The 24,997-nt window shown below is 60.6% G+C and carries 17 protein-coding genes; 4 read left to right on the top strand and 13 right to left on the bottom strand.

The window, feature by feature from the left end:
* Nucleotides 1–20: 20 nt before the first annotated feature.
* On the bottom strand, nt 21–2,396 hold the full coding sequence (locus ODQ19_RS21895; RefSeq protein WP_330211190.1) for an efflux RND transporter permease subunit: 2,376 nt from the start codon (nt 2,394–2,396) through the stop codon (nt 21–23).
* 18 nt (nt 2,397–2,414) lie between these two features.
* Nucleotides 2,415–3,452, bottom strand: coding sequence for a WD40/YVTN/BNR-like repeat-containing protein (locus ODQ19_RS21890; RefSeq protein ID WP_330211195.1), 1,038 nt, complete (start codon nt 3,450–3,452; stop codon nt 2,415–2,417).
* A 320-nt stretch (nt 3,453–3,772) separates the two neighbouring features.
* On the opposite strand from ODQ19_RS21890, the gene ODQ19_RS21885 reads away from it, so the two are divergent.
* Nucleotides 3,773–4,888 (top strand): Gfo/Idh/MocA family protein, encoded by a 1,116-nt coding sequence (locus tag ODQ19_RS21885; protein WP_330211189.1) that lies wholly within the window; start codon nt 3,773–3,775, stop codon nt 4,886–4,888.
* A 114-nt stretch (nt 4,889–5,002) separates the two neighbouring features.
* On the opposite strand, the gene ODQ19_RS21880 is transcribed toward ODQ19_RS21885, so the two are convergent.
* The 10 genes from ODQ19_RS21880 to ODQ19_RS21835 all read right to left on the bottom strand — a co-directional run bounded on the left by ODQ19_RS21880 (nt 5,003) and on the right by ODQ19_RS21835 (nt 18,629).
* A complete protein-coding gene (locus ODQ19_RS21880; protein WP_330211188.1) occupies nt 5,003–6,706 on the bottom strand; it encodes an AMP-binding protein in 1,704 nt (567 codons plus the stop codon).
* A gap of 31 nt (nt 6,707–6,737) precedes the next feature.
* On the bottom strand, nt 6,738–8,036 hold the full coding sequence (locus ODQ19_RS21875) for an acetyl-CoA C-acetyltransferase (protein WP_116668822.1): 1,299 nt from the start codon (nt 8,034–8,036) through the stop codon (nt 6,738–6,740).
* A complete protein-coding gene (locus ODQ19_RS21870) occupies nt 8,033–8,923 on the bottom strand; it encodes a MaoC family dehydratase (RefSeq protein WP_330211187.1) in 891 nt (296 codons plus the stop codon). Before ODQ19_RS21870 ends, ODQ19_RS21875 begins: the two co-directional genes overlap by 4 nt.
* Before the next feature lie 3 nt (nt 8,924–8,926).
* Complete coding sequence (locus tag ODQ19_RS21865) at nt 8,927–10,270, bottom strand: 3-oxoacyl-ACP reductase (protein ID WP_330211186.1); 1,344 nt, start codon at nt 10,268–10,270, stop codon at nt 8,927–8,929.
* 228 nt (nt 10,271–10,498) lie between these two features.
* Complete coding sequence (locus ODQ19_RS21860) at nt 10,499–13,009, bottom strand: acyl-CoA dehydrogenase (RefSeq protein WP_330211185.1); 2,511 nt, start codon at nt 13,007–13,009, stop codon at nt 10,499–10,501.
* A 217-nt stretch (nt 13,010–13,226) separates the two neighbouring features.
* Nucleotides 13,227–14,672 (bottom strand): outer membrane protein transport protein, encoded by a 1,446-nt coding sequence (locus ODQ19_RS21855; RefSeq protein WP_116668826.1) that lies wholly within the window; start codon nt 14,670–14,672, stop codon nt 13,227–13,229.
* 142 nt (nt 14,673–14,814) lie between these two features.
* A complete protein-coding gene (gene praB, locus ODQ19_RS21850; RefSeq protein ID WP_330211184.1) occupies nt 14,815–15,300 on the bottom strand; it encodes an alkane oxidation protein activator PraB in 486 nt (161 codons plus the stop codon).
* 134 nt (nt 15,301–15,434) lie between these two features.
* Nucleotides 15,435–15,929 (bottom strand): alkane oxidation protein activator PraA, encoded by a 495-nt coding sequence (gene praA / locus ODQ19_RS21845; RefSeq protein WP_330211183.1) that lies wholly within the window; start codon nt 15,927–15,929, stop codon nt 15,435–15,437.
* Nucleotides 15,930–16,054: 125 nt separating this feature from the next.
* Nucleotides 16,055–17,335 (bottom strand): alkane 1-monooxygenase, encoded by a 1,281-nt coding sequence (locus tag ODQ19_RS21840; protein ID WP_330211182.1) that lies wholly within the window; start codon nt 17,333–17,335, stop codon nt 16,055–16,057.
* Between the two features lie 295 nt (nt 17,336–17,630).
* Nucleotides 17,631–18,629 (bottom strand): alpha/beta fold hydrolase, encoded by a 999-nt coding sequence (locus tag ODQ19_RS21835; protein WP_330211181.1) that lies wholly within the window; start codon nt 18,627–18,629, stop codon nt 17,631–17,633.
* 287 nt (nt 18,630–18,916) lie between these two features.
* On the opposite strand from ODQ19_RS21835, the gene ODQ19_RS21830 reads away from it, so the two are divergent.
* The 3 genes from ODQ19_RS21830 to ODQ19_RS21820 are packed head-to-tail and all read left to right on the top strand — an operon-like array spanning nt 18,917 to nt 22,215.
* Nucleotides 18,917–20,455: a flavin-containing monooxygenase gene (locus ODQ19_RS21830; RefSeq protein ID WP_330211180.1), complete on the top strand. Its 1,539-nt coding sequence runs from the start codon at nt 18,917–18,919 to the stop codon at nt 20,453–20,455.
* Entirely contained in the window at nt 20,452–21,342 is an 891-nt protein-coding gene (locus tag ODQ19_RS21825) for an SDR family NAD(P)-dependent oxidoreductase (protein WP_330211179.1), read from the top strand. Before ODQ19_RS21830 ends, ODQ19_RS21825 begins: the two co-directional genes overlap by 4 nt.
* A 15-nt stretch (nt 21,343–21,357) precedes the next feature.
* A complete protein-coding gene (locus ODQ19_RS21820; RefSeq protein WP_330211178.1) occupies nt 21,358–22,215 on the top strand; it encodes a metal-dependent hydrolase in 858 nt (285 codons plus the stop codon).
* A 121-nt stretch (nt 22,216–22,336) separates the two neighbouring features.
* Here ODQ19_RS21820 and pepN read toward each other — a convergent pair whose 3' ends face one another.
* Complete coding sequence (gene pepN / locus ODQ19_RS21815) at nt 22,337–24,994, bottom strand: aminopeptidase N (RefSeq protein WP_330211177.1); 2,658 nt, start codon at nt 24,992–24,994, stop codon at nt 22,337–22,339.
* Nucleotides 24,995–24,997 lie beyond the last annotated feature (3 nt).

The following is a 24,997-nucleotide window of genomic DNA, read 5'->3' as shown; positions in this document are numbered from 1 at the left end:
TTTTTCTCTTCTACCCAGGCTTAGTGCGCGAACAATGAATTGCCCTTCTGCCCCGCAAGCTTTTCAGGCTTGATCAGGAACCGCGCCAGGGCCGGCAACAGCCACAGCGCGCCGAACATGTTCCACAGCAGCATGAAGGTCAGCATCAGGCCCATGTCGGCCTGGAACTTGATGGCCGAGAAGATCCAGGTGCACACGCCGATGGCCAGGCACAGGCCGGTGAACAGCACGGCTTTGCCGGTAGATTTCAGCGTTTGGTAGTACGCCTCTTGCAACGGCAGGCCGGCGCGCAGGAAGCTTTCCAGGCGGCTGTAGATGTAGATGCCGTAGTCCACGCCTATGCCCACACCCAGGGCTACCACCGGCAAGGTCGCGACCTTGACACCAATGCCCATGAACGCCATCAACGCGTTACCCAGTACCGAGGTCAGCACCAGCGGCAACACGATGCACAGGGTCGCTGCCCAGGAGCGAAAGGTGATCATGCACATGGTCGCCACACACAGGTACACCAGGATCAGAATGATTAATTCCGACTCCTTGATCACCTCGTTGGTCGCCGCTTCAATCCCGGCATTACCGGCGGCGAGGATGAATTCCAGGCCGTCCTTGTTGTTTTCCTTGGCAAAGTCCTGCACCGCATGCACGGCGCGGTCGAGGGTTTCGGCCTTGTGGTCGTTGAGGAACACCAGCACTGGCGCCAGGGAGCAATTGTTGTTGTACAAGCCATCGGCACGGGCGATGGAGTTGTTCAGCACATCCGGGTTGCGCGACAGGGTTTCCCATTTCAGGTTGCCCTCGTTCATGCCCTTGATCATTTGCTTGGACACGGTCACCAACGAAATCGCCGACTGGACGCCCTCGGTGTTCTGCATCTTCCACATCAACTGGTCGATGGGCGCCATGGCTTCATAGCGTGAGCAGCCTTCGGCCTTGGTCTTGACCATCACCACCAGCACGTCGGAACTGGTGGAGTAATTGCTGATGATGAAGTTGTTGTCCTTGTTATAGCGCGAATCCGGGCGCAGTTCCGGTGCGCCTTGGTCCAGGTCGCCGATCTTCAGGTTCTGGCTGTACCAGAGGCCGCCACCAAAGGCGATCAAGGCCAGGAACACCGAAACCGGCGCGACTTTCGGGCTGGCGAATTTGGACAGCAGGCGCCAGAAGCTATGTTCGCGGTTCGCGTCTTTCTTGCTCTTGGCGATGGCGCGCTTGCTGATGCCCACGTAGGAAATCGCGACCGGCAGCAGGATCAGGTTAGTGAACACGATCACCGCCACGCCGATGGACGCGCCGATAGCCAGTTCGCGGATCACGCCGATGTCGATGATCAGCAGCGTGATGAAGCCCACTGCGTCGGCGAGGATCGCGATCATCCCCGGCAGGAACAGTTGCCGGAAGGTGCGCCGCGCGGCGGTCAGGGCGTTGTCTGCCTCGCTGGATTGCAGGGCAATGCCGTTGATCTTCTGCACGCCATGGGAAATGCCGATGGCGAAGATCAGGAACGGCACCAGCATCGAATACGGGTCCAGCCCGAAACCGAAGAAGTGCATCAGCCCGAGTTGCCAGACCACCGCCACCAATGTCGTGCTCAACACCGCAATGGTGCTGCGCAGGCAGTTGGTGAACCACAGCAGCAGAATCAGGGTGATGACGAACGCAACGCCGAAGAACAGCACAACCATCACCAAACCATCGATCAGGTCGCCGACCTTCTTGGCAAAGCCGACAATATGAATCTTGACGTTGGGGTTCTGGGTTTCGAACTTGTCGCGGATCTTGTCTTCCAGTTCATGGGAGAACTTGCGGTAGTCCAGGGCCAGCAACTTGCCCTGGTCCTGCGGGTCCGGGTAGGACTCCAACAGCGGAATATCAACGATGCTCGACTTGAAGTCATTGGCTACCAGCCGCCCGACCTGGCCGGACTTGAGCACGTTATTGCGCAACTGGTCGAGGCTCTGCGGCGAACCGTTATAGCTCTGCGGGATAACCTCACCGCCCGCAAACCCTTCTTCGGTCACTTCGGTCCAGCGCACGCTGGGGCTCCACAGCGACTTGAGACCCGAGCGGTCCACCCCGGAGATGTAGAACACCTCGTCGTGGATCTGGCGCAGGGTCTCCATGTAGTCCTGGGTAAAGATATCCCCGTCCTTGGCCTCCACCGAAATACGCACGGTGTTGCCCAGGTTGGCCAAATCGTTGCGGTGCTCCATCATTTTTTCGATGAAGGGGTGCTTGAGCGGGATCATCTTTTCAAAGCTGGTGGACGGGCGAATCAAGGTCGCCTGCCAGAACAGGAAGATACTCACCAGCAGGCAGATGACGATCACCGCCGGGCGATTATTGAAGATCAGGCGCTCAAGAAAGGTCGCTTTATCGTTGTGATGACTGCTCATTGAATCCCCGCCTTCTTATTATTTTGAGAGCTCTGCGCCAGCCGATGTGGCAACCCGCACGCCACCCTGCCCCGCGAGGATCAAAGTGCCATTGCCTGCCGCCGTGACCGCCGAGAGTGAAATACGGTCCGGGCGATTGAACACACTGAAGGTCTGGCCGTCGTCATGGCTGACCACCACGCTGCCACCGTTACCCACGACGACGATGGAGCCGTCCTCCAGCAAGGTCGCGCCCGACAGACCAAACTCCAATGCGCCGCGTGCTGCATTCAATTGGACCTGTTCCCAGGTGCTGCCAAAATCGGTGGAGCGGTACAGGTTGCCGCGTAAACCATACGCCAGCAGAGTCTGCGGCTGTGCGGTGCTGATCACGCCAAACAGCGACCCCTCGTAGGGGCCTTCGAGCTTTTCCCAGGTCTGGCCGTCGTCGCTGGAGCGGAACATGCTGCCCTGCTCACCCACTATAAACAGGCCGGCGCCCTTGATCTGAGCGATGGCGTTGAGGTGGTACTGGTCTTCGTTGTCGAGACGCTCGCTGACATCGTTCCAGGTTTTGCCGGCGTCGGTGGTCTCGAACAGCGCACCGTAGGCGCCCACGGCCAGGCCGTGGTTAGCGTCGTTGAACCACACGTCGAGCAACGGCGCTTCGCGTTTGAGGTCTTGATATTGCTGGGTCCACGTGGCGCCGCCATCGGTACTAGCAAGAATCTGCGCATCATGGCCGACGGCCCATCCGTGCTGGTCATCAACGAAAAACACCGCCGTGAGCAGTTGCCGGGTGGGCACTTTGGCTTGGGCCCAGGTGTTGCCCTGATCATCGGAATAAAGGATATGCCCACGATCACCGACCGCCACCAGGCGCTTGCCCGCGTGAACCACGTCGATCATCAAGCCTTTGGCGGCCCTGGGTGATTCAATCGCAAAGACTGCGGCGGCGGGGGTATCGCTGGCAGCCATAACCGGCAGCGACAATGCGCTGCCAGCAAGCAGCGAGAGCGCTGTGGCCAGCAACGCAACCCTGCGTGCGGCGCGTGGGCGGCAAACAACCCAACCCATGACAGGCTCACTCATAGACCTTTCTCCCATTTATTATTGTTAGGTCGTCTTCTCTGCCAGGACCTTGAAACCTGCAATCTAGAGCGCCTGGAGGAAGCAGGGGCCATCCTATCGGGCTTTGGAATCGTCTGACAATCGGCGCTACGTTATCTTTTGTTAACTGGCGGCTTTTGGCCATGTGCTGAATATAGCTGCATCAGCTGAAATGATGGGCTGACTGCGATCATGGAAAATGAATTTTTATTCCATCTATTGAACTTAATGAATTTTTATTCCATTAATGACCGTCCCTGAAAACAATAATCCAAAGGACCACGACGATGCGTGAACTCGGAATCGGCTTGATCGGCACAGGCTTCATGGGCCGCGCCCACGCGCTGGCGTTCAATAACGCCCGGGCGGTATTTGAACTGCCCGTGCGGCTCAAGCTGGCCGCCCTGGCCGATGCCGACACCGAACGCGCCCAGCGTTGCGCCAGCGCCTGGGGGTTTGCCCAGGCCCATGGCGACTGGCAAGCGTTGATCAATGACCCCAAGGTCGATGTTGTAGCTATCACCACCCCTAACCACTTGCATTACCCCATGGCCATGGCGGCGATTGCGGCGGGTAAAGCTGTATATTGCGAGAAACCCCTGGCCGTCAGCCTTGAACAAGCCGACGCCATGCGCCGCGCCGCCCATACCGCCGGGGTGGTGACGCGGGTGGGTTACAACTACCAGCACAACCCGATGATCGTGTTGGCGCGGCAGATGATTACCAAAGGCGAACTGGGCGAGATCATCAGTTTTCAAGGTGAGTTCAGTGAAGACTTCATGGCCGACCCGGCCTCCCCTTGGTCGTGGCGCTGTGAGGTGGAGCACGCCGGCGGCGCCCTGGCTGACCTGGGCAGCCATTTGCTGTCGATGGCCCGCTATCTGGTGGGCGACGTGACCCATGTATGCGCCGACACCCAGACCGTGCACAGCCAACGCCCCGCCACCGCCGGCAGCCCGAGTTCAAAAGCCATTGCCGTGGATGACCAGGTGCATGCCCTGTTGCGCTTCGCCAACGGCGCCCGTGGCACGGTGAGCAGCAGTTGGCTCAAGCACGGCTACAAGAACCACTTGAGTTTCGAGATCAGCGGCACCCAAGGCACGCTGGCGTTTGACCAGGAACGCTTGAATGAACTACGCCTGTACCGCATCGGCCAGGACGGCTTCCAGCGCCTGCTGGCTGGCCCCGCCCTGCCCGGTTATGCGGCGTTCAGCCCGGCAGCGGGGCATCAGTTGGGTTACAACGAATTGAAGACGTTGGAAGTGCACGAATTGATCATGGCGCTGGCCGGCCAAGGGGCGCTGGGGACGGACTTTGAGGCGGCCTGGGAGGTGGAGCGGCTGGCGACGGCGATTCGAGTGGCCGCCCTTGAGGAACGCTGGGTGAAAGTGGGCACGGTTTAAAAAGTGGGAGCGGGCTTGCTCGCGAATACGGTGTGCCAGTCGGCACATTCAGTGCCTGAACCGCCGCTTTCGCGAGCAAGCCCGCTCCCACATTTGGTTATCTAAACCATTAAATCAGCGCAAGGCCCGGCGCAGCACTTTGCCTACCGTGGTCTTGGGTAGTTCCGTGGTGCGAAACTCCACATACTTTGGCAGCTTATACCCCGTCAGGTACTCTCGGCAGTGCGCAAGAATCTGCTCCTGTGTCAGGGTCGGGTCCTTACGCACGACGATGATCTTGACCTTCTCCCCAGTTACCGCATCTTCCACCCCAATGGCCGCCACTTCGGCAACCCCGGGGTGCATCGCCACCACGTCCTCGATTTCATTGGGGTACACGTTGAAGCCCGAGACCAGGATCATGTCCTTCTTGCGGTCCACCAGGCGGATATACCCGCGGGCGTCCATCACGCCGATGTCCCCGGTAGACAGCCAGCCCTCGGCATCCAGTACCTCGGCGGTTTCCTTTGGCCGTTGCCAGTAGCCCTGCATCACTTGCGGGCCACGTACTTGCAACTCGCCCTGCTCGCCGATATCCGCCAGTTCGCCGTCTTCGCGTACAAAGCGCACCCAGGTGGAGGGCAATGGCACGCCAATACTGCCGGTGAACTCCATCTCGCGCATGCGTGAAATATCGATGGGGCTGATGCTCACCACCGGCGAGCACTCGGTCAGCCCGTAGCCTTCGATAATCGGCAGCCCGGTTACTTCCTTCCAGCGCTTGGCCACCGCGGTGTGGGTGGCCATGCCGCCAGCAATCACCAGGCGCAGGTCGGAAAAGTCCCGCGCACAGAACTCCTTGTTCTCCAGCAAGCCATTGAACAGCGTGTTCACCCCGGCAATGCCATTGAAGCGTTCCTTGCGCAGGATCATCTGCACGCGTTTCACGTCCCGGGGGTTGGCGATGAGGATATTGCGCCCGCCCAGGCACATGAACATCAGGCAGTTCACCGTCAGGGAAAAGATGTGATAAAGCGGCAGCAAGGTCACGTTGGTTTCCTGCTTGTGCTGGTCCAACTGATCACCGACCCAGGCCTTGGCTTGCAGCAGGTTGGCAATGATGTTGCGATGGCTGAGCATCACGCCCTTGGCATCGCCGGTGGTGCCGCCGGTGTATTGCAGGAAGGCCAGTTCATCGCGGTGCAGGCTGACCGGTAAATGGTGCATGGCCCTGCCCTGTTTGAGCACTTGGTTGAAACGCAGCGAGCCGGGCAGCCTGAACGCCGGCACCTGCTTCTGCACGCTGCGTAGGATGAAGTTCATTGCCGCGCCCTTGAAAGTGCCCAGCAAGTCGCCAATGGCCGCGACCACCACACGCTTGACGCTGCTGCCGACCATGGCTTTTTCCAGGGTATGCGCGAAATTTTCGAAGATCACCACGGTTTCGGCGCCACTGTCCTTGAGCAGGTGCTTGAGTTCGTGGGCGGTGTACAACGGGTTGACGTTGACCACCACCGCCCCGGCCAGGATCGTGCCCAGCAGGCAGATCGGGTACTGCAAGCAGTTGGGCATCATCAGGGCCACGCGATCGCCCTTCTTCACGCCCTGGTCCTGTAGCCAGGCGGCAAAGGCAATGCCCTGGGTGCGCCAGTCGGCATAGGTCATTTCGGTGCCGATGCTGACGTAGGCCACCCGCTCGCGGAATTTTTCCAGGTGCTCCAGGAACACTTCGCGCAACGACGGGTAGTCCTCAATCCCGGCCTCTATATCCGCCGGCACGCCAGGCAGGTATGTGTTCAACCAGATGCGTTCGGTGTGTTCCAGGCTGATAGCGTTCATCGCAGTGTCCTTATTGTTGTTTTTGATAGCGCTACTTTTCGACGATGGCGGTGATGCCCAACCCACCCGCCGCGCAGATCGAGATCAGGCCGCGACCGCCACCGCGTTCATGGATAGTCTTGGCTAGCGCCGCCAGTTGCCGGCCACCGGTGGCCGCAAAGGGATGACCGCAGCCCAATGAGCCGCCGTTGACGTTCATCTTGGCCCGGTCGATGGCGCCCAGGGGGGCATCAAGGCCGAGTCGCTCGCGGCAATACTGCGGGTCTTCCCAGGCCTTGAGCGTGCACAGCACCTGGGCGGCGAACGCTTCGTGGATCTCAAAGAAATCGAAGTCGGCAAACCTCAAACCTTCACGCGCAAGCATGCGCGGCACGGCGTAAGCCGGCGCCATCAGCAGGCCCTCGGTGCCGTCGACAAAATTCACCGCGGCCGTTTCGCCCGTACGCAGATAAGCCAACACCGGCCAGCCATTGGCGGCGGCCCATTCTTCACTGGCCAGCAGTACCACCGAGGCGCCATCGGTCAGGGGCGTGGAGTTGCCGGCGGTGAGCGTGCCGTTCTGGCGGTCGAAGGCCGGCGACAAGCCTGCGAGCTTTTCCAGGCTGATATCGGCACGCAGGTTGTTGTCACGGGCCAAGCCGCGATGGGGGCTTATCAGGTCGTCGAAGAAGCCGCGTTTATAAGCCGCATCCAAGCGCTGGTGGCTAGTGAGGGTCAGTTCGTCCTGAGCCAGACGCTTGATCTGCCAGCGCTTGGCCATTTCTTCGCAGTGCTCGCCCATGGACAGGCCCGTGCGCGGCTCGCCATTGCGCGGCAGCAACGGCTTGAACAACATTGATGGACGTACTTTCAACAAGGCCTTGAGCTTGTCGCCCAGGCTTTTGGCGCGATTGGCCGCGAGCAAGGTATGGCGCAAGGATTCGTTGATACCAATGGGCGCGTCGGAAGTGGTGTCGGCGCCACCGGCAATGCCCACTTCAATCTGGCCGAGCGCGATTTTATTCGCCACCAGCAGCGCGGCTTCCAGGCCCGTGCCACAGGCTTGTTGCACATCATAGGCAGGGGTTTGCGGGGATAACGTGGTGGACAACAGCGCCTCGCGGGCCAGGTTGAAATCCCGCGAGTGCTTGATCACCGCCCCGGCGGCAAACTCGCCCAGGCGTTGGCCGTGCAGGTTGTAGCGCTCCACCAACCCTTGCAGGGCGGCGACCAGCAGGTCCTGGTTACTGTCGTGGGCATACACCGTGTTGGAGCGCGCAAATGGAATACGGTTGCCGCCGATAATCGCCACGCGGCGGGTCGGGGCTGGGGTAAAGCTGTAGTCACTCATTGCTGGCTCTCTTTCCAAATGAATAGCCCGCGCATATGGGGCTTGTCCCCGGCGAAATTGCGCACTTCGAACTCGTGCCGTGGCCCGCTCGCCGGGTGGCGCCACAGGGCGACCTGGCCGGGCAGGAAGATCGGCAATTTGAAGTCGCAATGGGCCTCGGCCTGGTCCAGGCCACCGGGCGGCTGTTGCGCTGCCAATGCGCGGCCCAGGGTCCACATGCCATGGGCGATGGCGCGACGAAAGCCGAAGAGCCTGGCACCGATGACCGACGTGTGAATGGGATTGAAATCTCCCGAGACCTTGGCAAAGCGTCGCCCCAGGTCAGCGGGCAGTACCCAGCGCTGGGTGCGTAACAGGCCGTCCTCCTGCAGCGGCAAAGGGTCATTCCACGGCTCTCCCACCGGGTTGCTGACGTCACGGCGCAAATACAGGCTGTCGCTTTCCCACACCAGGGTTTCCTGGCTGTAGGCACGGGTAGCAATGCTCAACGCTTGCCCTTTCGGATGGGCCACCCAGCGCTCGCAATACACCTCCAGGCGCAACGCCTGGCCCTCGTGCAAGCGCTGGTGCTGACGAATACGATTGGCCAGGTGCACCATGCCACTGGCCGGGTACGGGAAGCTCGGCCGAGTCAGCAACAGGAGGTGCAGTGGGAACGCCAGCACATGGGGATAGGACAATGGCACGCCCTGCTCGCGACGAAAACCACACGCCCGTGCGTAAGCGGCGATACCGGCCGGCGAAAGCTCCACCGCGCTGCGCACCAGGCGTGCTGTAGGCAATGGCGGCGCACCGTCGAGCTTGGGTTTGCGCAAGGTGCGCAGGCCGTCGAGCAACAACTGCGTGCGCGACGGCGGTGGGTCGATAATCTGCGTCACGTAGTCCATCGGTCAGGCTCCCAACAGGCTTTGGCCGCACACCCGCACCACCTGGCCATTGACCCCGCCCGACGCGGGGTGGGCCAGCCAGGCGATGGTCTCGGCCACGTCGATGGGCTGCCCGCCCTGGGACAACGAATTCATGCGCCGCCCCGCTTCGCGAATCATCAGCGGGATCTTTGCGGTCATCTGGGTTTCGATAAAGCCGGGCGCCACCGCATTCACCGTGACCTGCCGGGCTGCCGCACGTGGTGCCAGGCCCTGTACCAGCCCAATCACCCCGGCCTTGGACGTGGCGTAGTTGGTTTGCCCCAGGTTGCCGGCAATACCGGAAATCGACGACACGCACACAATGCGCCCGCCGGGGTTCAAGCCTTGGCTGTCGAGCAGGGCCTCACTGAGCTGCCACGGCGCTTCGAGATTGACAGCCAGGACACTGCGCCAGGCGGCCTCGGTCATTTTGGCGATGGTCTTGTCGCGGGTGATCCCGGCGTTGTGCACCACCACATCAAAGGCGCCGTATTGGCTGACGTGGGTTTGCAACAGTGCGGCGGTGTCAGCGGCGGTGATATCCAGGGGCAGCGCCGAACCGCCCACGCTGATCGCCGCCTGCTGCAAGGCTTCCTGGGCCTGGGGCACGTCCACACACACCACATGGGCACCGTCCCGCGCCAGCACTTGGGCGATGGCCAGGCCGATGCCACGGGAGGCGCCGGTGACCAGGGCGCGTTTGCCGGCAAAGGGTTTGTCCCAGTTGACGGCAGCGTGGCCGTCGACCGGTTTTTCCAGGCGCACCACCTGCCCGCAGACATAGGCGGAACGGCGCGACAGGAAAAACCCCAGGCTGCTGTCCAGCGCGTCTTCCGCGCCCGGCGCCACGTACAGCAATTGCACTGTGATCGCGCGGCGCAGCTCCTTGGCCAGCGAACGCACCAAGCCCTCAAGGGCGCGTTGGGCGATGGCCTGGGGCAAGTCGTTGCAATGCTCGGGTGCCGTGCCGAGTACCACCACCCGGCCATGCTGGCCGAGGCGCTTGGCATTGCTGTGAAAGAACAGGTAGAGCTCATCCAGCTGTTGCAGGTCGGCCACGCCGCTGGCGTCGAACACCGCGCCTTGCACCTTGACCGTGGACGGCGCCTTGAGCGTCGCCGGCGTCGCGGCGACGGTGTCGGTGGCGCTGAAGAAGCGCTGCACCGAGGCCACCAGGCGCCCTGCCCCGGCGATGATCACAGGGTTGGCCAGGCCGGCCTGGCCGCTGCGATGCCGTTGCAGCGCCAAGGGTTGCGGCAGGCCAACGGCCCGGGCCAGGCGCCGGCCCCAGGGGGAATTGACGAACGAAAGGTAGCTGTCACTCATAAGGAGTCCACTCACAACACAGTTCTTGCCTGGTAAACCCGATCAAATGTGGGGAACTGGATCGCCCTCTGTAGGAGCGAGCTTGCTCGCGAAAAACGTCAACGATAACGCTGGCTTCCTGAATCAACGCGGCGCCTGTGAGTTTTTCGCGAGCAAGCTCGCTCCTACAAAAAGCCTTCTGCCTGGCATTTAAGGCAAGCCAGTTCCCACCTGTGGACCGGGTTTCTATTAATTGACCGTGGCGCTGCGCCGTTTGGCCACCGGCTCGAGCGCCTGCTTACGCTGCTGCAGGGCCTCCAGCAAACCAAAGTCCTGGGGAAAGTCATCCACCTGGATACCGTGGTCGGCGTATTCCACATAGCGCGCCAGCAAGGCGTCTTCGTCGTCGCTGATCAAGTCCAGCGCCCGCGCCTTGACGCGCCAGTCGGTGAAGGCCGTGGCAGAGATCGGCAGCGGGCCGAGCAGACCTTGCTTGATGGCGGGCTTGAGCCGCGCCTCGATCAGCTCCACTTGGGGCAGCAAACGGAAACCCAATTCGCCGTAGGCCAGCTTGTCGACTTCCGGACGGGGGATGTAGGAGTTGGCCAGCAACCGGTCGCGGGTTTCGCCAGGGGTCTGCACCACCTCCGCCACCTGCGCCAACAGGCGGTCCGACGGTTTGCGCAGCGGAATGCCAAACGGAAAACTCAACGCGCGCACCACCGCCGCAGCGGGTTTTGAAGGATAATTGTCGAGCACTTCGGCCAAGGCTTCATGGGCGCGCAGCAGCGCGTCCTGGGCCGCCCAGTGCACCAGCGGCAAGTCCGCCTGGGGCCTGCCGTCATCCTCGAAGCGCTTGAGCACGCAAGACAGGATGTACAGCTGCGACAGCATATCCCCCAGGCGCCCGGTGATACTTTCCTTGCGCTTGAGGGCACCGCCCAGCACGCCCATGGAAATATCCGAGATCAGCGCCAGCACCACCGACAGCCGATTGGCCTGGCGATAGTAGGCAGCCAGTGCCGGGTCGGTCTTGGCCGGCGCCGAAATCAGGCGCCCGCCGGTTAAAGCATGCACCGCTGCGCGTACGGTGTTGGCCACTACAAAACTCACATGGCCGAACATCGCACTGTCGAAGTCTTCCAGGGCCTTACGCCGGTCGGGGTTGTGCGCCGCTTCCATCTCGCGGAACACGTAGGGATGGCAACGAATCAAGCCCTGGCCAAAGATGATCAGGCAGCGGGTCATGATGTTCGCGCCCTCCACCGTAATGGCGATAGGACTTTGCTGGTAGGCACGGGCGAGGAAGTTATTGGGGCCCATGCAGATGCCTTTGCCGGCGACGATGTCCATGCCATCGTTGACGATGATGCGCGCCCGCTCTGTGACGTGGTACTTGGCAATGGCCGAGATCACCGACGGTTTCTCGCCGGCGTCCAGGGACGCCACCGACACCTTGCGCACCGCATCGCAGGCATACAGATGCCCGGCCATGCGCGCCAGCGGCGCCTGTACACCTTCGAACTTGCCGATGGGCAAACCGAATTGCTTGCGCATCGCCGCATAGGCTGTGGTGCCGCGTACCGCGACCTTACCCAGGCCGACGTTGGCCGAAGGCAGGGAGATCGCCCGGCCTGCCGCCAGGCATTCCATCAACATGCGCCAGCCATTGCCGATTTGTTCGCGGCCACCAATCACCCACTCCAAGGGAATGAATACATCCTTGCCAGTGGTAGGACCATTCTGGAATACCGCATTCAAAGGCCAGTGACGCCGGCCGCTGTTTACGCCCGGATGGGAGGTGGGGATCAACGCACAGGTAATGCCCAGGGAGCCTGGCGCGCCAAGCAAGCCCTGCGGGTCTTCAGCGCGGAACGCCAGGCCCAGCACTGTGGCAATCGGGCCGAGGGTGATGTAGCGCTTGTCCCAGGTCACTTTGAAACCCAGTACTTCCTCGCCCTCATGCATGCCTTTGCAGACGATACCCAGATCGGGGATCGCGCCTGCATCGGAGCCCGCATACGGGCTGGTCAAGGCGAAACACGGAATGTCGTCACCGCGTGCCAGGCGCGGCAAGTAGTAGTTGCGCTGAGCGTCGGTGCCGTAATGCAGCAGCAGCTCGGCCGGGCCCAGAGAGTTGGGGACCATCACCGAAATCGCTGCCGCCGAGCAGCGTGTCGACAGCTTCATCACCACTTGGGAATGGGCGTAGTGGGAGAAGCCCTTGCCGCCGTACTGCTTGGGAATGATCATGCCGAGGAACCCGGCATCCTTGGTGTACTGCCAGCCTTCTGGGGACATGTCCTGCCAGACCTGAGTGGTTTCCCAGTCGTTGGCGATGTCGCACAGGGTTTCGACTTCGTTGTCGAGGAAGGCTTGCTCCTCGGCGCTGAGGCTGGCCGGCGCGGCTTGCAGCAGGCGCTGCCAGTTGGGTTTGCCGCTGAACAGCTCGGCATCCCACCACACGGTGCCGGACTCGATCGCCGCACGCTCGGTATCGGACATCGCCGGCATGATCGTGCGAAACAGGCCCAGGGCCCTGGTGGTCAGCAGCTTGCGGCGCAGAGGTTTGATCGCCAGCACCAAGGCGGGCAGCACCACCAACACCGCCGCCAGGGTAATGCCCGGCACGGCCACCGCGCTGAACAGGTAACCCGCCCCCAACCAGACCAGGCCAGCGCCCAGCCACAAGGTGGCGGCGGCTTGTCGATACGCCAGGGCAATCGCGGCGGCGAGACCCACCAATAACCAGATAAGCATGGGGATACCTCTACTTGATTCAGGGCGTAAAACCACACTACAAACTTCAAATCATAAATTCAAATATTGTTTTGAAATTTTTATTTAGTGCGTTGACGAAAAAATTCAGGCTGAACGACTCAGCCTTGTGGAATAAGGAACCAGAACAGCCTAAACAGCCCTGGCAGGGTCTCCAGGTGCACTGGGAACCCTGCTCGACAACTGCTCCGCGTGCCCTTTAGAACTTGTAGGTAGCCGACAGACTGACCACATCACCTGACGATTCGGCCTTGCCGTCCAGTTGGGCGGCTCCGAGACGATCAACGTTCTTGGTCTTCAGATTGACCTTCTGGACGAATTGGTGCGAATACGCGGCATCCACTGACAGACCAGGCACAGCCTTGATGTCATAGCCGGCACCAAACGCCAAGAAGTAGCGGTCGCCGTCGGGGATCCGGGGGTCACGCGTGGAGTTACGGGTAGGTGTCTGGTCGTAAGCTACACCGGCACGCAGGGTAAGTTCGTCAGTGGCTTTATAGTCGCCACCGATCGAGGTCATCCAGGCGTTCTTGTAGTTGTACGGGATGGCAACAATAGTCGAGCCTTGCGATTTGAGTGTCAGGTCTTTGAACGAAGACCATTCAGTCCACTGGGCGCTGACACCTAATGTCCAGCGATCATTGAACTGGTGGACCCAGTCAATCGCCGCAGTCGCCGGAATATCCAACTGAGTGCTGGCATGCGCCCCGTCCGGGAAAAGCTTCAGCCCCGGATACGCCATTTCAACCAATGTTTCGCCGTTCGGTCCAATAGGATTGGTCATCGCGTTGCGACCGATAGCATCCGTATAGACATTGTATTTGCCGGTCATCTTGTTTTTGATTTTGGCGTGATAGTTCAAGCCCAGTGTGTCTTGCGCCGTCGGCTTCCATACCACACCGCCAAACCAACCGACCGAGATATTATCGACTTTCACACGCATCAACGAATGCCCTACACCGGTCGGAAAGCCGGTCCCGCCGAGTCCGGGAGAGACGTCTGCCGCTGCCAGCAAGTCGATGTTCTGGCTGACAAATCCCTGGCTGCGCTGGACGATGGCGCCACCGCCGACCGAAAACTGGTCATTGACCTTGAACGACAGTGAACCTGTCAGGCCAACGGTCTCAATTTTGGTGTCGACTGCAAAATCCCGCAGCTTGGAGTCTTCGTTCCAAGTTGTTCTCATGCCTTGGGGGACCACCTGGCTCAAGCCAAAAGCAAAGCGGTCGCCGATTGGGATCACCAGGAAACCGGTTGGCAGCCACGCGGTAAAGCCACCTTGTCCCCCGTTATTATTATTGAGTGTCGGATCGCCCATGCTGCCCTGATCATCCAATACCGGCGTATTGGTCACAGGATTACCGTTATGGTCAAAAGCCTGACCCGAATATTTGATCTTGACCCGGGCATAATCGACAGTCTGCTGCGCGATAGTTGAGTCGATGAAGGCCATGGCTGCCGGGTTGTTGTACGCGGCACTGGGGTCGTTCTTGAACAATGAACCGCCGCCAAACGCGCGGCCCCAGCCGGGCGCACCGTAGGTTGGCGTAGAGAAGCCGCCCGCCTGCACATGTCCCGTGGTCATCAAACCTCCCAACAGCGCCAACCCCAGTAACGTGTGAGCGTGTTGTTTCTTATTATTCATGCGCTGCTCCTTATTATTATTTCGCCCGGCCCCTGCCGGTGGGTCGTGTGGCCGTAGGCAGACCGTAAGTACCCTGCCCAACCGATGCCTCGCGTGAGGCATCGGTCTTTCAATGGGTGATCAGCCCTCAGGAGTCACATGCTTATGGGTTAACCGTCAGTGTCGGGGCAACAACACTCAGCGATACGACAGTGCAGTTGCCGCTCAGCGACTGATTGGCAGCCGAAAGTGTTTTGGTACCTGGCGTCCACGCCACGGCAATGGAGGTAGGACCGCAGTTAGTGGCCGGAATCGAGGAGATTTTGTAGCCTACGTTGGTCACAGTGCCGGTGGTGCCCGTCGCAGCGGTAAGAACCCAAGGCAGGTTAGTCAGCGTGGGCAGCGCGCACAGGCCGCCTCCGGTCAGGGAAGCACCGTTGATAGAAGCCACGCCACCGCTAACGTTGCCAGTAAAGGTAATGCCGCAAGTCACTGCCGCACCGAAGGATGAGGGTGACTTCACCACGATGGTACCGGCATTAGTCGAGAACGGACCGTCTGGAGAAACGGAAGCCGCACTCGCCATGGCGGCGGCGCCAAAGCACAGAGCAAACGAAGTTGCACAAACGAGGGTTTTCAAGCTTTTCATTGTTTTTCCTCACATGTTATGGCGATTCATTTCGCCAGGGGTAATGGCCATGATCGAGAGGTCACGGTGAAACTGCAGAACTTCCCTTTCCAGCCAAATTTCAATGCATTTACCGCTGTAACCGTCGGAACGCGTTATTCGACAACTTTGAAGTTGGGCGGCATCTTGATCGACACCGTGTTGATCTTGCAGTCTTCGCCAATGGCCACATCGGTGGCTTCCAACTTGCCAGTGGCGTTATCCCAGGTACCGTCGGCCGTTGAAGGCCCGCACTTGCCGCCCAGGCCAAAGGCATGCACATCCACGCTGATCTTCGACATGGAGCCGCTTTTTGTATCGTTGGCGATTAACACCCAGGGCAAGTTGATAGCTTCGACACGGCTGCACTTGAGGCCACCGTCGAACTCGACTTTGTCGACATTCACCGATGAACCGTCGGCTGCAACCTTGCCAGCCACCTTGATGGTGCAATCGGCACTGATGAGCTTGCCTTTGGAAAAGCTGATAGGCCCTTGGGCAGTGAAGGCACTGCCAGCGGGTTCGATACGCGCAGCCTGGGCCTGGTGATAAACAATCAGGCCCATGGCCGCCAAGAGGATGTGGGCGGTGAACTTGGCAGAGCTTTGCATGGTGTACGTCCTTCCCTTGAAATTATTGTTGTAGGGTCAAACCAGGTGCTTGCATTCAAAACGCCGGGCGATAAGGACCTGCGCGATACACAGATCCCGAGTACCCCCTGAAGGCTTACTTCATCTCAAAACGGCTTGGCACTACCGCTGTACTTTTCCAGGTACTTCAAGCGCTTTGACGGTTGAAGATTGGTCAGGTTGATATCACCGCCATAGTGATTCAGCACACGGTGGTCCATGCGGCGGCGCCACAAGTACGGCACATAAGCCCAGACAATCATGCTGGCGTAGCCATACGGAAGTTGCGGCGACTCATCAAAGTGACGCAACGACTGATAACTGCGCGTGGGGTTGGCATGGTGATCGGAGTGCCGCTGCAACTGGAACAGAAAGATATTGGTGACAATGCGATTACTGTTCCATGAGTGACGCGGCGAACAGCGTTCATAACGGCCATTGGGCAACTTCTGACGCTTGAGGCCGTAATGCTCGACATAGTTCACCACTTCCAGCAATGAGAACCCGTAGATGCCCTGGATAATCAGGAACGGAATTACCGCCGCCCCCAGCCAGGCAATCATCGCGCCCCACAACACCACGCTGTACATCCAGGCGCTGAGCACGGCGTTCTTCCAGTGCAGGGCCGGCAGGCCGAGTTTGCGCAGGCGTTCGCGCTCCAGATTCCAGGCCGACACGGCGCTGAACCACACTGAACGCGGCAGGAATGCCCAGAAACTTTCACCCAGGCGCGAGCTGGCAGGATCTTCCGGGGTAGCGACCCGTACGTGATGGCCACGGTTATGTTCGGTGTAAAAGTGCCCGTAGAACGTCGGCGCCAGGGTGACCTTGGCCAAAAACACTTCCAGGGGTTTGGGTTTGTGCCCCAGCTCATGGGCGGTGTTGATGGCAATGCCGGTGGCCGCACCGGTGGACATGGCCATGCCCACATAGGTCAACCAGCTGACTTCACCGTGAAGTTCAGTGCGTGCGGTGATGAACGCGGCGGTCTTGGCCAGCCAGCTTGAGGGTTCGAGCGTGGCCGTGGCGTGCAACAGGCCGCCGTTGATGATCCAGTCGATGCCGCCAGCAGCGAGCCAACCGGTGATGACCACCGAGGAAATCACAAACAGCACGCCGGTGTAGACGATCCAGCGGTAGTAGCGTTGGGATTCAAGGTGGCTCACCGCAGATTCAGGCGGGTTGCTGACGTCTTCGCCAAGCAGGCCGTCAATCAGCGGGATCAAGCCGAAAATCACCAGTACGCCCACCCACCACAGTTGTTGCACGCCTGTGGTGATGGCAAGGGCGCCGGAGAGCAAGGGCGTCGCCAGCGGCATGATGCCCAGCCACCACAGGTGGCGTTTGCCGTCGGCCCAGACATGCGCAGTTGCCAGAGTCTGGTTCATGGCAGCCTCCGAACACATTCGGTAGGCAATGCGGCAGCGGTGCGCTGACTGCTGCGAGAAATCATGCATGCGATAAAAGGCGTTTTTTTCATTATTTTATTCGCTCTTAGGCATTTCAAAAATAATTTCAAATTACACATTGAAATAATTTTTTTAAATAAATAGCGCGGAATCGTTAGGTCGTCAACTAGTTTCTCCAGCCCTTTTTTCCGTGACCGTGCAGTCTCTTTTCAGCCGTCTGGTCAGGTGTTCAGGGCAGGCGTCAACGCCTATGCGCCGCAGTTAGGTGGCACTGTTACTGGCTCGCCAGGGCGACAGGAGGGTGTAAGGGCCTGACGTTCTCGCCCGGTCGGACCCGCTTTGCCACCTGCTCTACCAGCGCCGCCACGCGCTCGGTTGCGGTGATTGGCAACATATGCCCACGACCTTCGATCACCTGCATTTTCAGCCCTGGCACCTTGCTGGCCAGGGCCTGGCCGTGTTTCTGGAAGTCGAGCACCTTGTCTTGCCCGCCGTAGATCAGGCCGATGGGCAGAGTCAGTTGGGAGTAGCGCTTGACCATGTCCGGCAGGTGGTCGTTGACTCGGTTGATCTCGGTGGACGCGGCGTAGAAGTTGTCGGGGCGCATGCCCAGCAAACCGCCGCCACGGGTGGCAAAGTCCGGCGGCGCAGGATCGGGGGCGAATACGCCCTTCACCACCGAGTCTTTGGTCAGCAGGCCGATGGGCAGGGTCAAGGTGTGGGCCACCCAGCGCCGTAGCCAGGCCGGGCGCACGGCCAGAGACAGGAACACCAGCGGCAGCATGCGCTGGGGGTGAGTCAAGGGCGCAACCAGCACCAACCCGCACACCGTATGGGGATGGTCGAGGGCCAGCGCCAGGGCAATCGCGCCGCCCAAGGAGTGCCCCAGCACCAGCGGTTTGTCCAGGTCCAGCGTCTTGATAAAAGCCGCGATTTGTCGCGCCTGGGCTCGCAAGTCTGCTGGCGTGCCGCTCTGTCGGGTGGAGTAGCCCGAACCCGGCCGGTCGAGGCTGATGACCCGAAAATGCTCACGCAGCTGGCCGGACAAGGCATAGGTCAGGTTGCGACTGCTGCCCATCAGCCCGTGGATCATCACCAGCGGCGGGCCCTTGCCCTCTTCGACATAATGAAAGCGCTCGCCGTCCACCTCGACAAAGCGCCCGTTGCTCGGCACGGTCGCTTCAATGCGCCGCGTCATCCAGGCACTCAAGCCCCATAACGCCGCGCTGGCACCCACCAGCACACCTGCAGCGACAACCCACTCGACAGCCATAGCTCGGTCCTCTGCTTCCCTGCTGCTGGCGACCCGACCGGAATTGGTCTGGCCTCAGCCATCGTCCACACCCTGGACCTGCACTTCATGCATACCACGTTCGTCCGTCGGACAAATCGCTCATGCGCAACAAGGTGCTAGCGTAGGCGAATTTTTCAGGTAGATTATTTAAAATCTTTTTTAAAATAAATAATTCAATTTTCCTTTGCAATGGTGTTCTATCTAAAAGACAAAACAAAAACAGGAGCACATCCGATGCCCAAGCGCTTTATCGAAGAGGCAGCCCTATGAATGCCCCCCGTGATTCAATCGACATCGCCATCATTGGCTCCGGGTTCGCGGGCCTGTGCATGGCGATCAAACTCAAGGAAGCCGGGCTCACCGACTTCTTTATTGCCGAACAGGCCCAGACCCTCGGCGGCACCTGGCGCGACAACCACTACCCAGGTTGCGCCTGCGACGTGCAGTCCCATGTGTATTCGTTTTCCTTTGCGCCCAACCCGAACTGGACGCGACAGTTCGCGCCGCAACCCGAGATCCGCGCCTATCTGGAAGACTGCGCCAGGCGCTTCGAGCTCGCGCCTTACCTGCGCTTGGGCATGGGCCTGCAACGTGCGCTGTTTGATGAACAGCAGCAGCGCTGGCAACTGACCTTCAACGACGGCCGCCACGTCAGCGCGCGGGTGCTGGTGTCAGGAATGGGGGGCTTGTCGCGCCCGGCAATGCCAGATATCCCAGGGTTGGACAGCTTCAGGGGCAAGCGCTTTCACTCCCAGCAGTGGGATCACGAGTATTCCTTGAAGGGCAAGCGCGTGGCGGTAATCGGCACCGGTGCCAGCGCCATCCAGTTCGTGCCGCAGATCGCACCGCAGGTAGCGCATCTGGACCTGTTCCAGCGCACACCGCCGTGGATCATGCCCAAGCCTGATCGGCCGATTTCAGCGCTCGAACGCTGGTTGTTCAAGCATGTACCGCTCACCCAAAAGCTGGTGCGCGCTGCGCTTTACTGGGCACTGGAAGGCCGCGTGGTGGGCTTTGCCCTGCATCCACGCCTGATGAAAATGGTGCAGAAAATCGCCCTGCGTCATCTGCGCAAACAGGTGGCCCGCCCTTCCCTGCGCAAAACCCTGACGCCGGACTACACCATCGGCTGCAAGCGCGTGCTGATCTCCAACGATTACTACCCGGCACTCTCGCGCAGCAATGTCGAGGTGGTCACCGACAACGTGCTGCGCATCGAAGCCGACGGCGTGATCACTGCCGACGGTATCAAGCACCCCGCCGATTGCCTGATCTTCGGCACGGGCTTCCAGGCCAGCGACCCGTTGCCCCGTGGCTGCATCATCGGCCGTGACGGCATCGACCTGATGGACGCCTGGCGCGATGGCGCCCATGCCTACAAAGGCACCACCGTGCCGGGCTACCCGAACCTGTTTCTGATCGTCGGCCCCAACACCGGCCTGGGGCATAACTCGATGATCCTGATGATCGAGGCCCAGGTCGCGTACATCCTCGACGCCCTGAAACACATGCAGCGCCAGCGCCTTACCACGGTAGAGGTCAAACCCGCCGTGGAGCACGCCTACAACCAGCAGTTGCAGGACAAGCTCAAGCGCACCATCTGGAACACCGGCGGCTGCCAGAGCTGGTACCTCGACCCGCGCACCGGCAAGAACACCACGCTGTGGCCCGGCTCGACCTGGCGCTTCAAGCAGGTCACCCGGCATTTTGCCCTCAAAGACTACAGCGTCAGCCAGGCGCCCGCGCCCGCCCTCCCGCGTGCGGTTGCAACGCCCCACTCCACCACAGAAGGCAGCCTGTCATGAAGTCATTCAACGGCCGCGTCGCGGCGATCACCGGCGCGGCTTCCGGCATGGGCCGCGCACTGGCCCTGGCACTGGCGCGGGAAGGGTGTCACCTGGCGCTGGCAGACAAAAACAGCCAGGGCCTGGAACAAACCCTGGCGCTGATCCGCACCTCGACCTTGTCGCCCGTCACTGTCACCACCCAAGTGCTGGACGTGTCCGACCGCCAAGCCATGCACGATTGGGCGGCGCGTTGCGTGGCCGAGCACGGACAAGTCAACCTGGTCTTCAATAATGCCGGGGTGGCACTGTCGAGCACCGTCGAAGGGGTGGATTACGCCGACTTGGACTGGATCGTCGGCATTAACTTCTGGGGAGTGGTGCATGGCACCAAGGCATTCCTGCCGTACCTCAAGGCCAGCGGCGACGGGCATATCATCAATACGTCCAGCGTGTTCGGCCTGTTCGCCCAGCCGGGCATGAGCGGCTACAACGCCAGCAAATTCGCCGTGCGCGGCTTCACCGAGGCCTTGCGTCAGGAACTCGACCTGCAACGCTGCGGCGTGTCGGCCACCTGTGTACACCCCGGTGGCATTCGTACCGACATCTGCCGCAGCAGCCGCATCGACGCGAACATGACCGGTTTTCTCATCCACAGCGAGCAACAAGCCCGCGCCGATTTCGAAAAACTCTTCATCACCGACGCCGACCAGGCCGCCAAAGTGATCTTGCAAGGCGTACGCAAAAACAAGCGCCGCGTGCTGATTGGCCGCGATGCCTATTTCCTCGACCTGCTCGCCCGCTGCCTGCCGGCGGCCTATCAGGCCCTGGTGGTGTTTGCCAGCAAACGCATGGCGCCCAAGCTGCGCACGCGGGTGTTTGAAACCAACGACGAGCCTCGACTCTGAACAGGAGGACGCACCATGTTGCCGATCCGTCGCGATATCCGTTTTGCCTTGCCTGCCGAGCGCATCAAGAACTGGCACGAACAAGGGCCTGTGGTCAGCCATTTCTTCAATGCCCTGTCGTTGCTGTTTCCCCAGGGCGAGCTGTTCTTCATGGACAGCGTGCGCCACTACCGTGGGCAGATCGACGATCCCGAACTGAAAAAAGAGATCCAGGGGTTCATCGGCCAAGAAGCCATGCACAGCCGTGAGCACGTGGCCTACAACGACTTGCTGCAAGCGGCCGGCCTACCAGCGCACACCCTCGACCGACGCCTGAAGTTCTTCCTCGACCTGCAGAAAAAACACCTGCCGCCGTCGTTCAACCTGGCGGTGACCATCGCCCTGGAACACTACACCGCCATGCTCGCGGAAATCCTGCTGAGCGACCCGTCGCGCTTTGGCGACTCACTCAAGGGTTACCAGCAGATGTGGTACTGGCACGCCCTGGAAGAAACCGAACACAAAGCCGTGGCGTTCGATGTGTGGAACAGGGTGATCAAACCAGGGCCGGCACGTTACCTGCTGCGCACCGGCACCATGCTGACCACCAGCGTGCTGTTCTGGGTGGTGGTGCTGGATTTTCACGTGCGCCTGTTACTTGCCGACCGCACTTCGGGCGGCACGCTGAGGGGGTTATGGCGCATGGTTAAATTTTTGTATGGGCCCAAGGGGGTGTTTCCACGGATGTGCCGGCCTTGGCTGCATTATTTCAAGCCGGGCTTTCATCCCTGGGATCATGACAACCGGGCGCGGTTGGCGGGCATTGACCGGTTGGTCGAAGAGATAGAGCGCACGCGCCGCAGTTACGACGCTTATCAAACTGACGCCCCCTGACCTAAATGTGGGAGCGGGCTTGCTCGCGAAAGCGGTGGGTCAGTCATATTGATGTCGACTGACACGCCGCCTTCGCGAGCAAGCCCGCTCCCACAGGGGGATCGCGTTAAGACAGTGAGGGTTACGCCAGGCTCTTGCTGACCACCTCAAACACATCACTGGACAGCTCACCCGCACCCAGGATGCGCTCCAGTTCCGCTTTCATCAGCGCCTGCCGTGCGCTGTCGTACTTACGCCAGCGCGTCAGCGGCGCCAGTTGGCGCGAGGCAATCTGCGGGTTCAAGGTATTGAGCTGGATCACCAGGTCCGCCAGGAAGCGGTAGCCAGAACCATCCGCCGCATGGAAGTTGATCAGGTTCTGCCCGGCAAATGCGCCCACCAGCGCGCGCACCTTGTTGGGGTTCTTGATGGTGAACGCCGGGTGCTCCATCAACGCCTTGACCCGCGCCAGCCCGCCCGGCAAGGTGCTGCCGGCCTGTACGCTGAACCATTGGTCCATGACCAGCGGGTTGTCCTTGAAGTTTTCGGCAAACACCGCCAAGGCCTGGGCTTTCTCTGCTTCAAACGGCGAGTTCACCAGCACCGCCAACGCCGTCAAGCGTTCGGTCATGTTATCGCTGGTGTCGAACTGATCCAGGGTGGCCGCCAACACCTCTGGCTTGCCGCTGAGCATCAAGTACGACAGCGCGATGTTCTGCAGCGCACGCCGAGCGAAGTGCTCGGCTTCTGCCACGTAAGGCGTTTGCTTGGACAGCTCACGGTTGGCCTGGTAGCGCAGCCACAACCCTTCGAACAGGTTGTCGGCCAGTTGCTTGCGGGCAAACTCGCGGGCAGCGTGGATGGCGTCCACATCCGCCACTTCGCTGATTTCCGTCAGGTAGGCTTCGCTCGGCAGCGAGAGCATTTCAGCGACCATGGCCTGGTCCAGGCTTTCATCGCTCAACACCGTGCGCAGCGCGTCGATCAAGCGTTGATCGAGCTTCAGCGGCTGGCCCGCCTGATGCTGGCCGATCAGTTCCTGCAACACCTGCACGGCCAACTGCTGGCCGGCATCCCAGCGGTTGAAACCGTCGCTGTCGTGCTGCATCAGGAACATCAGTTGATCGCGGCTGTACGGGAAGCTGAGCTTCACCGGCGCCGAGAAACCACGCAGCAACGAAGGCAAGGGTTTTTCAGCAATGTCCACGAAGGTGAAGGTCTGCTCCGCTTCGGTTACCGAGATCACCCTTGAGGTGCCACCCGCCGTTGCTTCACCGGCCAGGCGCAAGGCGATACCCGCGCCCTGCCCGTCCAGCAAGCCCAGCTCCACCGGGATCACAAAGGGCAGTTTCTCGACCTTGTCCGGAGTTGGCGGGCAGCTCTGGCGGAAGGTCAGACTGTAGGTCTTGGCCGCCGAATCGTAAGCCTCGCTTACCGCCAGGCGCGGAGTGCCGGCCTGGCTGTACCAGCGCTTGAACTGGCTGAGGTCGGCGCCGTTGGCGTCTTCCATGGCCTTGATGAAGTCGTCGCAGGTCACGGCCTGGCCGTCATGGCGTTCGAAATACAGGTCGCTGCCTTTGCGAAAGCCCTCGGCACCGAGCAGGGTGTGGATCATGCCGACCACTTCCGAGCCCTTTTCATACACGGTCAGGGTGTAGAAGTTGGAGATCTCGATAAAGCTGTCCGGGCGCACGGCGTGGGCCATGGGGCCGGCATCTTCAGCGAACTGATGGGTACGCAGGTACGCCACGTCCTGGATGCGCTTGACCGTGGCCGAGTTCATGTCGGCAGAGAAGCCCGAGTCACGGAACACGGTGAAGCCTTCCTTTAGCGACAACTGGAACCAGTCGCGGCAGGTCACGCGGTTGCCCGACCAGTTGTGGAAGTATTCGTGAGCGACGATGGCTTCGACGCGCTGGTGGGCGGCGTCGGTAGCGGTTTCGGCGCGGGCCAGCACGGCGCTGGAGTTGAAGATATTGAGGCCCTTGTTCTCCATGGCGCCCATGTTGAAATCGTTGACCGCGACGATCATGAAGATATCCAGGTCGTACTCGCGGCCGTAGGTTTCTTCGTCCCAGCGCATGGATTTTTTCAGGCTGGTCATGGCGTGCTGGCACTTGTCGATATTTTCCGGCTCGACGTAGATGCGCAGCGCCACTTCGCGGTTGGTCATGGTGGTGAAGCTGTCTTCAACGCACCACAGGTCACCGGCCACGAGGGCAAACAGGTAGGCCGGTTTCTTGAACGGGTCTTCCCAGGTCGCCCAGTGCCGGCCGTCTTCACCGGGGCCGCTGGCGATCGGGTTGCCGTTGGACAACAGCACCGGGTAGCTGTGCTGCTCGGCGATCACCGTGGTGGTGAACACGCTCATCACATCCGGGCGGTCGAGGTAGTAAGTGATCTTGCGGAAACCCTCGGCCTCGCACTGGGTGCAGAACATACCACTGGATTTGTACAAGCCTTCCAGGGCGGTGTTGGTTTCCGGGTGGATCTTGACGGTGGTGTCGAGGGTGAACGTCTCACTCTTGGGCTGCACGGTCAGATGGCTATCGGTCAACTGGTAGTCAGCGTCCGTCAACGGTTGGTCGGCCAGGTGGACACTCAACAGCTCAAGTTGCTGGCCATCGAGCACCAATGGCGGCAAACCGGCGCCGCGCTCGGGGTTGCGGCGCATCACCAGCTGCGCGTGGACCAGGCTGTGGTCCTCGAACAACTCGAAGGTCAGGTGCGTCTCGTCGATCAGGTAGTCCGGCGCCTGATAGTCCTTCAGGTAAATCATCTTCGGTTGTTCGGTGCGCATGCT

The sequence above is a fragment of the Pseudomonas sp. AM4(2022) genome, assembly GCF_036346515.1.
Taxonomy (GTDB): domain Bacteria; phylum Pseudomonadota; class Gammaproteobacteria; order Pseudomonadales; family Pseudomonadaceae; genus Aquipseudomonas; species Aquipseudomonas paracarnis.
This window is presented reverse-complemented; position numbering and strand designations above follow the sequence as displayed.